7 protein-coding genes are annotated in these 12,571 nt (G+C 39.9%); 4 read left to right on the top strand and 3 right to left on the bottom strand.

The window, feature by feature from the left end:
* Nucleotides 1-66 precede the first annotated feature (66 nt).
* From D1953_RS12930 to D1953_RS12920, 3 genes are all read left to right on the top strand, one after another.
* Entirely contained in the window at nucleotides 67-1,833 is a 1,767-nt protein-coding gene (locus D1953_RS12930; RefSeq protein WP_119117611.1) for a M14 family zinc carboxypeptidase, read from the top strand.
* A 96-nt stretch (nucleotides 1,834-1,929) separates the two neighbouring features.
* The gene (locus D1953_RS12925) at nucleotides 1,930-2,859 is read left to right on the top strand and encodes an LCP family glycopolymer transferase (protein WP_119117610.1); all 930 of its coding nucleotides are present in this window, start codon (nucleotides 1,930-1,932) and stop codon (nucleotides 2,857-2,859) included.
* 234 nt (nucleotides 2,860-3,093) lie between these two features.
* Complete coding sequence (locus D1953_RS12920) at nucleotides 3,094-3,501, top strand: hypothetical protein (RefSeq protein ID WP_119117609.1); 408 nt, start codon at nucleotides 3,094-3,096, stop codon at nucleotides 3,499-3,501.
* A gap of 70 nt (nucleotides 3,502-3,571) precedes the next feature.
* Here the strand turns inward: D1953_RS12920 and D1953_RS12915 are convergent, their stop codons facing one another.
* The 3 genes from D1953_RS12915 to D1953_RS12905 all read right to left on the bottom strand — a co-directional run bounded on the left by D1953_RS12915 (nucleotide 3,572) and on the right by D1953_RS12905 (nucleotide 10,837).
* Nucleotides 3,572-4,462, bottom strand: a complete 891-nt coding sequence (locus tag D1953_RS12915; RefSeq protein ID WP_119117608.1) for an accessory Sec system S-layer assembly protein — start codon at nucleotides 4,460-4,462, stop codon at nucleotides 3,572-3,574.
* A complete protein-coding gene (secA2, locus tag D1953_RS12910) occupies nucleotides 4,462-6,849 on the bottom strand; it encodes an accessory Sec system translocase SecA2 (RefSeq protein ID WP_119117607.1) in 2,388 nt (795 codons plus the stop codon). The genes D1953_RS12915 and secA2 overlap by 1 nt, the downstream gene beginning before the upstream one ends.
* 565 nt (nucleotides 6,850-7,414) lie before the next feature.
* The gene (locus D1953_RS12905) at nucleotides 7,415-10,837 is read right to left on the bottom strand and encodes a S8 family peptidase (RefSeq protein WP_119117606.1); all 3,423 of its coding nucleotides are present in this window, start codon (nucleotides 10,835-10,837) and stop codon (nucleotides 7,415-7,417) included.
* A gap of 330 nt (nucleotides 10,838-11,167) precedes the next feature.
* On the opposite strand from D1953_RS12905, the gene D1953_RS12900 reads away from it, so the two are divergent.
* A complete protein-coding gene (locus D1953_RS12900; RefSeq protein WP_119117699.1) occupies nucleotides 11,168-12,514 on the top strand; it encodes an alkaline phosphatase in 1,347 nt (448 codons plus the stop codon).
* Nucleotides 12,515-12,571: the final 57 nt, after the last annotated feature.

The following is a 12,571-nucleotide window of genomic DNA, read 5'->3' as shown; positions in this document are numbered from 1 at the left end:
CGAGCTTATTACCAAGCTCGTTTTTTTTATGAAATAACTCAATATTCTATCAAAAAGGTGGCTCGTATGAACAAATTAAAACTACTCCTATCCGTATTGATTTGTTTCGGACTGTCTTTTCTGTTCTCAGAAATGGCTTCCGCACAATCGTACATTGTCAATCCAAATCAAACGTATACGTATTCTAAAATGGTCAAGGATATTAAAAAGTTAGAACAAACCTATCCCGATTTAGTGGATGCCAAAGTGATTGGGACCTCTGAATATGGACGGGATATTTATGCTGTCGCTCTTGGAAAAGGAGATGCAACTGTCTTCATCAACGGCTCTCATCACGCTCGCGAATGGATTACAACAACTGTTAATATGAACATGATTGACAAATATGCTAATGCTTATGAAGAAGGCAGTAAAATAGATGGGTATGATGCTAAGAAAATTTTAAACAGTACAACGCTTTGGTTTATCCCAATGGTTAATCCGGATGGTGTAACGCTGCAGCAAACTGGACTTACATCCTTTCCTAAGCAGGATCATGCTAAGTTGATTAAAATGAATGACGGAAGCAAAAACTTTAAGCGTTGGAAAGCTAATGGAAAAGGCATTGACTTAAACCGACAATATGATGCTCGCTGGAATTATCTTGGCGGCGGCTCTGTACCAAAATTTAAAAATTACAAAGGCACAAGCCCCGAATCAGCAAAAGAAACACAGGTGGTCCTTGATTTTGTCAAAGATACGGACCCGGAAATGGCCATTTCCTATCATTCAAGCGGGCAAATCATTTTCTGGAAATACGGTCAAACAGGCAGCCGCTATACAAGAGATCGTATACACGCCCGTAAAATCAGCAGTATGACAGGCTATCGTTTAATCTCCCCTTCGAGCTATACAGGCGGCGGCGGGTTTAGCGACTGGTTCTCCACTGCCGAAAAGAAGCCCGCTTACACAATTGAAGTAGCACCATACGCGGGAGAAACACATGTACCAATTAAGTACTTTAAGAAGATTTGGCAACAAAACGCAGCTATTGGTTTATATACTGCCCAAGAAGGAGCCAAACTATATAACACAGAGCAGCTTGCCAAAAGCAAAGCTCTAACAACAGATATTCAAACTTTTAACAAAACAGCGAAGAAACTTTCAGCGTATTATTTCACGTCTGTAAACAAAACAAGTGATTTACGCATTACAAATGCACAAACAACCCTTTATAATAAAACAAAGCAAGAGATTACGAAGCAAGAAAAAGCTATTACCAAGCTTCCTAAAGCTTACCAATCATCAGCGAATGCATCTTTACGCATAACTAAACTATATCGCGATCGCTACCTGACTTATCAAACAGCAGTAAAAGCTGGTGAAGGCTTAGCAGATACTCATGAAGAGCTAATTGGCACTCTTACAAAAGGAACGTTCAATACAAAGACAAACAGTTTGTTTACAACATGGAAAAAATCAACAAGCACGACAGAAACAAAGATTTCGAACATGTATAGTAAAAAAGTACGTACACTCGCTCAAAAGAAATATATCGCACCTGTAGAAAAAGAATTACCAGCTGTTACAAACTTAATGGCTCGCTATACTTTACTGACTACAATTGATAAACAAGCAGATAATAAAGAATATGAAGCCGTTAAGGAACAGTTAGTGAAGCTTGAGCAGCTGAATCAACAAGCTGTTGCAACAGAGAAATTTGAACAAGCAGAAGCCTTCTTAAAGCAGTGGCAGTCCGAGATTGAACAAGCTCTCCCAGTTGAAGAGCCGATTGAAGAACCGACTGAACCGACTCCATCAGAAGAAACGAATGAAGATGAAATAGCTGCTTAACACAGCTAATAATAAAGGAAAAAGCGAAGGTAGAACCCCCCTTCGCTTTTTCCTTAAATCATCCCTTTTCATAGTAACGAACTAGGAGGTGTTGGAATGAGACAAGAACGTAAAAAGAAGAAAAGAAAAAATAAATGGCTGAAATTTTTCGGCATTCTATTCCTTCTGTTCCTCATTGGCGGCGCTGTATATGGTGCGATGGTTTACCAATCGCTCAAAGGAGCCGTCAACAGTATGCAAGGAACCGATCATAAAAGTGAAAAACGACTAGAAGATATTAAATTCAAAAATAAAGACCCTTTTTCTGTGCTCATATTAGGTGTGGATGAACGAGCAAATGATGTTGGACGCTCGGATACGATGATTGTTGTTACAGTCAATCCCAAAAAGGAATCGGTTGAAATGCTCAGCATTCCTCGTGATACACGGGCAGAAATTGTAGGACATGGGACAATCGATAAAATGAATCATGCTTATGCATATGGCGGTATTCCAATGTCTATTAAGACCGTTGAGGCTTTTCTAGATATCCCAATTGATTATTATATCAAGATGAATATGGAAGGCTTTCAAGATATTGTCGAGGCAGTCGGAGGAATTACGGTTAAAAATGATATGAACCTTTCCCATGGCGGCTATAGTTTTCCAAAAGGTACGATTACGTTAAACGGAAAAGAGGCTCTTGTCTATTCAAGAATTCGTAAAGAAGACCCACGAGGTGATTTTGGCCGCCAAATGCGCCAACGCCAAGTGATTGAAGCGATTGTGGAAAAAGGAGCCAGCTTATCATCCTTAACAAACTATCGCAGCATTTTCAAAGCTCTCGGTAAAAATGTAGAAACAAATTTAACCTTCGATGAAATGATGAGCATCCAAAACCATTACAAAAAGGCTCTAGGATCCATTAAACAGTCGACTATTGAAGGAAATGGACAACGAATTAATGGAATTTGGTACTTAATTGTCCCAGAGGAAGAACGACTGAAAGCACAAAATAAATTAAAAGCGCATCTTGAAATTCAATGATTGCGCTTTTTCCTTCTTAATCAATCGTTTGATTAATAACAACTATGTTACAATTATTAAGTTCTAGCAAAACTTTATAAGATGTTTTACCTGCAAATGAAAGAAAGTGTATCATATAAAATAGAGCGAAAGAAAGTGTATTATATAAAATACAGCGTGTATAATAAATAATAATTCACTCAATCAACTAACGCTGCTCGAACACTTAATTTTATTGGAGGGAATACGGAATACATGACTACTCAGGAACAAATGAATGAACTTTTAGAGCAATTAAAGGAGAACCCTCCTAAAATTATCGGAGGTTATAAAAAGCAAGGATGGGCTGTAAAGGCACTAGAGAAAATCAGCAATCCTGCTGTTGAAGAGGAAGAAAACAATTTGATTACAGCAAAGGCTGTTCTTAAAGCTAAGGACGAAACGTATTATCCAGCCTTTGTAACTTTAGATATGACAAATAACGGCCAAGTTGTTGGTGTTTATTTGATTTCTGAAACTGAGGAACAATTTGAGTTAATTCCTTATGAACTAGCTCAACCATTTACAGATAAATCAGAAACTGAACTTATTCCCTTTACATATCGTACGCTCGAAAAGATTACGGGAGATCAAGTTCAAACAAATTGGCCAGAATTTTCTTGATTCCTCCATGTAAAATTAATGATAAAAAGACTCCTCATCCATCGATGAGGAGTCTTTAGATTCAAGCTGATTAAGCATTCGGTACGTAGACTTTCCAGCTTGATAAATTCGGATTTTTCTTGTGAACAAGCGGCTCAGGAAAAATAAACGTCCATGGCTTTGTCGTATTCGGCTGTACAGCAAAGTCATTAAGCGCAAAGCTGCCTTGACAAACTCGGTCGCCATCCGCATCTTCCACAATTAATGGCAGCTGTTCAATGCTAATAGCGTTCGAACTTCCATTACGGATGAATACAGTAACAGCGAAGCTAGCATCTTCCTTCAACGCAGCTTCCAGCCCCATAAAATTAACCTCGTCTTTCTTCAACTCTGGAAGACCTGCGACAATCTGCTGCAAATGTTCAATTTGCGCTTCAGATAATTGCTCTTTCCAGTTAGGCTCTAAATCTAGCTGATGTTCTGCTGCTTGAGATTTTAATTCAAATGCAATCGTCCAGCCTTCTTCTGGAATCGTATCTGTTAACAGCGACTCTTCCTCAAAGAAAAATCTCCAAGGCACACATGATAACGCCGGCATTTCTCCCATCTCTGATAAATCAAACGAACCTTTTACAATCGGTTGACCCTCTTCATCCAATAATACTAAATCAACCATGTCAAATTCCACAGCTCGAGATAGCGCGTTACGAATAAATGCTTCTACAAGAATATCTTCCTCAAAACGTGTCAAACGAATCCCTGAAATGGAAAGTTGATTCGGTTTTAGAGTTGGCAGCTGTTGATGACGGAACATTAATACATATTTTTCTTGTGTGGAAGGCTGCCACTCCTCATGAAATACAAGATTTGTTTGGACCGCATCTGAATCTGTTGAAACGGCTTCTTCCGCTGTAGCCGTTTCGATTTTCTCTTCAACAGCTACATTGTCTGCTTTTTTCTGTTTCTTTCCGAATAAACCCATTACTCCTCTTCCTCCATCTGTTCTTCGAGCTCTTCTTTCACGTGATCCATAAAATGAATACTAATGCCAGATTCGATTTCATTCATTAACATGTTAAATTCGTTTAGTGCTTCTTTATCGAATATTTGATACGGATCTTGCTGTCCATATCCGCTCAAGCTAATTCCTTCTTTAATGTTGCTCAAGCGATCTAAATGGCTCATCCAATGCGTATCAATTTGCTCAAGCATGAAGCTTCTCAGATGTTGACCAAGCTCCTCATTTTCTTGAAGCGTTAAAATATAGGATTTCAACTCTTCAAATTCTGCCATTGCTCGTTCTTCTACTTGTTCCCGCTCCGCATCGATTAACTCTTCTTCCTGCCAATCTAATGATAGGAACACTATAGAAAGCTCTCTAATAAACGATTCTGGACTACGGTCTACACCATCTTCAAGCACTTCTTCTTCCGGATAATAAACCGCAACAAGTCGACGAATGTATTTTTCCATATATTCTAGTAAGATAGAAAACATTTCTTCTGTCTCAAGGTCTAAGATGCGATCGCGCATAGAATAAATAATTTTACTTTGTTCATTTAATGGGTTTTCCAGCTTTAATAAGTGGTTACGAGCAGATTGATGCATATATTCAATCGTTTCTTGCACTTTCTTCATATACTTATCAGGTGCTGGTGATAATACAAGCCCCTCTGCGTCTGTTTTTACTTTACTTAAATAACGTTCATGTTGTTCTTCGTCATAATACGTAAATAAATCATCTTCTAATGAAATAATAAATTGTGAATTCCCTGGATCTCCTTGACGTCCAGCTCGACCGCGAAGCTGCATGTCAATTCGTTCACTTTCATGACGCTCTGTTCCTAGAATATACAAGCCACCTAATTCTTTTACTTCATCATCTAGTAAAATATCCGTACCACGACCTGCCATATTAGTCGCAATCATCACTTGGCCTTTTTGCCCTGCCTTCACGATAATTTCCGCTTCATCTGCTTCTGTTTTAGCATTCAAGACAAGATGTTTAATGTTTTCTTTCTTCAAGTGAACCGACAGCTCTTCTGATTGCTCAATAGACGTTGTTCCAATTAAAACTGGACGTCCTACACTGTTCACCCGCTTCACTTCAGAGACAATTTTCTTCATTTTACTTGCTTGATCTTTATAAATTAAATCAGGTGCATCGATTCGTAAAATCGGTTTATTCGTCGGAATTGTAACGACTGGAAGCTGATACGTTTCCCAAAATTCCTTTTTCGACGGCGTTGCACTTCCTGTCATTCCTGACAACGTGCTGTATAAACGGAAATAGTTTTGAACGGTAATCGTTGCTTGCGTTTCATTTTCCTCCGTAATTTCTACGCCTTCCTTCGCCTCAATCGCTTGGTGTAAGCCCTCACTGAATGAGCGGCCTTCCATCACTCGGCCTGTGAATTTGTCGATTAATTCGATTTTGCCATCTTTAATAATATAATCCACATCACGCTTCATAATCACGTATGCTTTCAATGATTGAAGCACATTATGAAGCAGCTCTTGATGTTCTGGATCGTATAAGTTATCAATCCCGAACGCTTTTTCAATCTTATTTGCACCTTCGTCTGTTAAAAACGTATGCTTTGTTTCTACAAACACTTCATAGTCAACGTCTTTCTGGAACGTTTTCATAATTTGTGCCGTAATCGCAAACAGCTCTTGCCCCTCGCTTGATTTGCCAGCAATAATTAACGGCGTTCTCGCTTCATCAATTAAAATACTATCAATTTCATCGACAATCGCGAAGTTATGCCCACGCTGCACTTTAGCTTCTTTATAAAACACCATATTATCACGTAAATAGTCAAAACCAAATTCTGTTCCGGTACCGTATGTAATATCAGCTGCATACGCTGCTCTTTTGGAAGAAGAGTCCATTTGAGACACGTTTAACCCAACGGTCATTCCAAGCATTTCGTGAACTGGTTTCATAATCTCTCTATCACGGCTCGCTAAATATTCATTAGCAGTAATGATATGAACGCCATTTCCTTCTAACGCATGCAAATAACTAGGTAGGGTAGAAACGAGCGTTTTCCCTTCCCCTGTATTCATTTGCGCAATCGATCCTTCATTTAATACAAACCCGCCAATTAATTGCACATCATAATGACGCAAGCCTAATACACGTTTCGCTGCTTCACGAACAACAGCAAACGCATCACATTGAATATCTTTTAACGTTTTTCCTTCAGCTAACATCGCTTTAAACTGATCTTTCATACCACGCAACTCTTCGTCAGAGTAAGCTTCATATTTACTTTCTAAACTATTAACTGTATCGACAAGCTTATAAATGCGTTTTAAATCTTTTGAACTATCATTAAATAGTTTCTTAACACTAGATAACATAGGGTTTTCTCTCCTAATTACTTCTATTAGTTAACACTAGTAAAATTATATCATAATTAGCTATATCCTGGTCAGATGTAAAAAAGAACCAATTTGTGCCTATAGGATGAGATTCCGTCCTTCCGCACAAAAGAACGGGTGGAAGTTATCCACAGAGTTGTGCACAGTTTATGCACAGTTTGAAAAGTCGCTGTGACATGACTCTAATGAAGGACTTTTCCCTGGCCGAATTCCTCACTTTGGGCCTTCATAACCTCGATGAAGGACTTTTCTCCGGCTCGATTTCTCATTTTGGGCCTTCATAGCCTCGATGAAGGACTTTTTCCTGGCTGAATTTCTCGATTTGGTCCTTCATAGCCTCGATGAAGGACTTTTCCCTGGCTGGAGTTCCCCATTTCGTCCTTCATAACCTCGATGAAGGACTTTTCCCTGGCTGGAGTTCTCGGTTTTGCCCTTCAATACACCTTGAGAACACAAAAACGAAGTATCTAGGGAGAAATTAAATAGGGAGGCTGCCCCGAAAGCCATTTTCCATGACTTTTGGGGCAGCCTCCCAGCTCTACTATTACTTCAATTTTAACGATAATGTGTACGGGTCAAATGAGGCATGGCCTTTGCTGTCGCGTACTTTGATATAATATGTGCCTTTTGTTAGTTTCAAAGATAGAATCTCTTTGTCACCTTGTCCATAGTAATCGGATTTAGCGACTCGCTTTCCATTCTTGTATACTTCGATTATTCCATCAATTTCGGCTCCGGCATTTAGTGTTACCGTTGCTTGTTCTGTTTTAGTTGCTTTATAGGTGAACCAATCTGTATCTCCATTTTGATAGCCCGTGTTTAAGTATGCAGTTGCAGCATAAGACTTACTATTCTTTTTCTTTAATGCAATTGGTTTAGACGGTGTATTATTCTTCACCTTAGAACCAGCATCTTCATCTTTTCGATTCACCGCATCAATAGTTAATTTATACGGTAATAGAGAAATGCCCGAACCCGACTCTGTCATACCAAGCGTGCTAACGAAATACGATTGATTTTTCTTTGCCTTAAAGGAGCCCGTCGTCATTCCTAAGGCTGTATAATTCCATATATAAGACGAACGTTCATACTCATTTTCGTCTAATTTGCGATTTTTGTTCACATCTTCTGTAATCACAATCTCTCCATAAATAGGAGCAAGTAATTCTTCACCATATTTATTCTTCAAAGCAGCCGTTGGTTGGGTACGAACGAAATTCACCCCATACGTTGCTGTTTGCTTAGCTGTGAAGTAATACGTATCCACATCATTCGGCATAGCAAAGTTTGCTTCTACCCCTTTTGCCGGTAAATCTTTTGCTTGCTCAGGCAAATCATTTTCCTCATATTTATCCCCAGGGTTGTTAATCAGAAGCTTAGATGAGATGCTATAACCTTCATATGGGATTTGATTTACACTCCAATTTGGACTAACGGCCATGTAATATGTTTTATTTGCTTTTAAACCGGTTGTAATCTTATTGGCCATTAAAGCCGTCCAGCTATACCAGCTAAACTCTTCATTAGATGCAACTGGGGCTAAGTATGTGTAAGGCTTCCCTTCTTCATCTTTCCCCTCGATTACTTCGTACAAGTTAACAGCTGGTACATTGGCGGTTGGTGTCGGAAGATTGAATTGATAAATCCCTGTCGCTGTTGGATTCAGTTTATACCAATCTTGATCACCTGTATTTTGTAAATAGCCATTAAGTGTTGAGGCTATCTCGTATGGCTTAGCAATCGTAGCTAAGTACTCAATAAACTTCGATTCTTCCTCAAATTCTATTCCACCAGCATATTGATCTTCATCTTCAGGAACTATCTTCCCTTCAAGCTTTACACTATATGGCAGTGCAGATGGGGCCGCTTCTGTGTTTCCTATAGATTCAAATACGAAATCGCTGGCAGCAACTTCATAGTATGTCGGTTTATTTGTCACTTTAATATAGTATTCTTTGTCGGCTTCCGTATTGAAAATAAGAGTTTCTGACTCTCCAACTCTACCAGTATTGCTTGAATAGAGCGGTGGAATCTCGTCCACAACGGTTTCCATTTGTGGCATTTCCGTTGCTGGCTGTCCTTCCCCTTCAATAGCCGGCGGGAACAGCTGATCTTTTTCATACACGTGAGCACTAACATCTACTCCAGGAATACCGGAAATATCAAACTTCATTAGCTGTGCTTCTTTTGATGTAAAGTGGAAGAAATCATCCTCCCCTTCTTCCCCTGTGAAAACTAAATTGTTTTGCGTAAATGGTAAGCTTGAAATGGCAATAGGAGCTTCTAATGTCGCTTCATCTTCCGGTAAACTTGTTAGTTTGTCCACTTTCAACGTGTAGGAAGACTGCTTGCGGCTCGAATCATCATAGCTGCCATTCACATCTTTCACACCGATTGCAACCGTCCCGCTAAACGGCGCCTTAATCAATTTCCCTTCTACTTTTCCTTCTTTTACATCATTAATATCTGTCAGTTGCTGCTGATTGTCTCCATAAAAATGAATGCTCATTTTATAATCGTAAAAAGCATTACCGATTAATGAAGCTTGAATATATTCGCCTTTTTCAACCGACAGCTTCACCCACTTCTGCTCCGAAGGCTTAGTTAAAGAGTCGTTCACTTCTGCTGGAGCAGTGATTGTCTCAGCATTATTTATGATTTCTTTTTGTCCCCATGTTTGTTTTACGATAGTAGGAATCTTCTTCACGTCGTATGTTAATGCGCCTGTTAGATTAACAAGACCATTTCCATACTTCGTATCAAACCCTTTTTCACCAAGGTCTGTTGCTGTTTTTTCCAACACATATTCCACTTCCGCTGGTGTTAGCTTCGGATGCTTGGACAATAGCAATGCCGCAGCACCGGCAACCACAGGTGAGGCCATTGATGTACCGCTTAAACGTTCAAAAGTGGAGCCCTTCTTTACATCATAATAAGGGGCATAAATGTCTTCCCCAGGTGCGACAATATCTGTCGAAGCACCATATGTAGAGAATTCACTTAGTTTCTTGTCTTTATTGACAGAGCCGACCCCAATAACCCCTTCATAGCTTGCCGGATAGCTTGGCAAATTCATTCCATCATTTCCGGCCGCAGCGACTACCACAACGCCGCGATCAATGGCTTTATCGACCGCTTCTTTTAAAAGATCAGAAGGCATAGAGCCACCTAAACTCATATTAATGACCTTAGCTCCTTCGTCAACGGCTTCCAAAATAGCATTAGCAATCGTGTAATCGAACGTCCAAATATCACCGCCAAACACATCGAATGAGAGGATTTTAGCATTTGGATTGACGCCATATCCACCGATTCCATTATCTTTCTTCGCGGCAATAATTCCCGCCACATGTGTTCCATGAATATCAGTGACTGCTGGATTCATCGGGTCAATGATATTTGTACTGGAGATAATCGAACCTTTTAACTCAGGATGGCTACGATTAATCCCCGTATCGATAACCGCTACTTTCACTTGATTCTTTCCTGCTAGCTTCTGTGCTTTCGCTGTATTTAATTGAGCATGAACATATTGCTCACTAATCTTTGGATCAATCGTGCCCGTTTGCTTGTAGATAGGGCTTAGTTGAACAGACATAACCTTGCTGTTCTTTTGATAATTTTTAATCGTTTGCTGTAATTTTTTCTTATCTTTCACCTTAATTGCAACATACTTTAGTCCGCTGACCTGTTGAATAACCGTTCCACCGGCTTTCTTATGGTCATTAACCGTTAACGGTTTAGAATATTTAACAATGATGGTATCGTCACTAAAATTTTTTGTTTTGTCCTTGTTGGATAGACTGTTGTTTATAGACTGTTTGGCTACTGCTCCAGAACTGTTGACGGATTGCAGTTTTTTCGCAATCGGATCTGCACTAGCTTCCACTGTCATACTAGCAAATGGTGAAGCTACAAGCGCAAAGCTTGCTCCTAACGCTACTAATTTCTTCGTAATCGACTTCAACAAATCTCCTCCTAATCTAGCAAACTATGTTTATCGTAACAAACATCCCATTTCAAAAAAACTAATCTATACCCATATTTTTAAAAGAAATATAAAAATTGTCATATAATTGTAATATTTTTCTTAAAAATCACACAATTAAACGAAACAATTCCTTTACATTAAGTTACTTATATGTCCAAATTCTGCACATACTACAACCAACATCTAAAAATAAAGGAGACATATAAATTGAACAACAGTTATCAACAGATTTATACACATATTATCCACACCTTAAAAAGTCGCTGTGACATTTTGCTGGTTGTGCTCTTCCTCCTAGCTGCTCCGATGCAGGTTCATGGTAAGCAGCAGCTAGATACTCCTGCGAAGAACGTGATTTTGCTCATCGGTGATGGGATGGGACTTGGTCAGCTGGAAGTGGCCCGTCAGCTGGAGTATGGCAAGACAGGCGTTTTACATATGGAGACGCTCGATCATGTCGGTCTGATGCGTACGTACTCAGCCAATAACTTTGTCACCGATTCAGCGGCCGGTGGTTCGGCGATTGCGACAGGTATTAAAACGAATAATGAATCGATTGCGATTAATGAGAAAGGACAAGAAGTAGATAGTATACTCGATGCCTTTCAAACACACGGCAAAAAAGTAGGCATCATTTCTACAAACACGGTTGTAGATGCGACACCTGCTGCTTTTGGAGCGAGCGTCGCCAACCGCTGGACAGATGCGGCTGATATTGCGCGGCAGCTGTTTAACCATAAAATTGATGTCATCCTTGGCGGTGGGGCCAGCTATTTTATGCCCAAGAAGCAAAATGGCGTTGATTTAATAGAAAAATTCTGTAAGGCCGGTTATACGATTGCAACGAATCGCAATGAGTTGGTTGCTGCTTCACCGCGGAACAATAAACTAGTAGGTCTGTTCCACCCTGCCTATATGAATTTTCAAATTGATAAGGAAGAATATAAATCTGAAGAGCCTACCTTACAAGAGATGACGATGAAGGCAATTGATGTTCTATCCCGGGGAGAAGAAGGTTTTTTTCTAATGGCTGAAGGAGCAAGAATCGATCATATGGCTCATGCTGCCGATGTCACTGGTATTTGGAAAGAAACCATTGCGTTTGATCAAACCGTGAAAGCAGTTGTGGATTGGGCGAAAAAAAGAAACGACACCCTCGTCGTTGTCTTAGCCGATCACGAAACGATGGGGATCTCGGCAACAGAAAAGATGGACATCGAGGGCTTGAAAAAAGTAAACGTGAGCGCTGAATATATGGGGAAACAGCTCCAAGTAGCTAAAGGTGCTCGGCTTGCACCTGAACGTGTGATGGAGGTGTTTAGTAAACATGCCAATATCCAGCTTACACTAAAAGAAGCACAGCAATTCATTACGAATATAGAAAGCAATCGCACGATGGTCTATCCACAAAATCGCGTCAATTGGGAAGTCGGCAGCACCATCGCTAAACATTACAACGTAGGCGTGGTCAATTCCAGCATTCGTGCCGCCAGTTCTACTGGTGGACATACAGCCAATATGATTCCAATATTCGCAACAGGACCTGGAAGCGAGGCCTTTAATCGGGTCATCGACAACACCGATGTCTCAACTATCATTACAAACGCTGCTGATATTCCATTTACGCCGGGGCAACAGCTAGGAAACCAGTAATAGCTTGTCAGAACCAAATGAAAAGGAGCGAAATCATTTCGCTCCTTTTTGGGTTAT

The organism is Peribacillus asahii (genome assembly GCF_003570725.1).
In the GTDB taxonomy this organism is placed as follows: domain Bacteria; phylum Bacillota; class Bacilli; order Bacillales; family DSM-1321; genus Peribacillus; species Peribacillus asahii.
This window is presented reverse-complemented; position numbering and strand designations above follow the sequence as displayed.

What these genes read in the sequence shown, in the direction of transcription:
- D1953_RS12930 (WP_119117611.1), top strand. Translation starts at nt 67, where the DNA reads ATGAACAAATTAAAACTACTCCTATCCGTATTGATTTGTTTCGGACTG.
- D1953_RS12925 (WP_119117610.1), top strand. Translation starts at nt 1,930, where the DNA reads ATGAGACAAGAACGTAAAAAGAAGAAAAGAAAAAATAAATGGCTGAAA.
- D1953_RS12920 (WP_119117609.1), top strand. Translation starts at nt 3,094, where the DNA reads ATGACTACTCAGGAACAAATGAATGAACTTTTAGAGCAATTAAAGGAG.
- D1953_RS12915 (WP_119117608.1), bottom strand. Translation starts at nt 4,462, where the DNA reads ATGGGTTTATTCGGAAAGAAACAGAAAAAAGCAGACAATGTAGCTGTT.
- secA2 (WP_119117607.1), bottom strand. Translation starts at nt 6,849, where the DNA reads ATGTTATCTAGTGTTAAGAAACTATTTAATGATAGTTCAAAAGATTTA.
- D1953_RS12900 (WP_119117699.1), top strand. Translation starts at nt 11,168, where the DNA reads ATGCAGGTTCATGGTAAGCAGCAGCTAGATACTCCTGCGAAGAACGTG.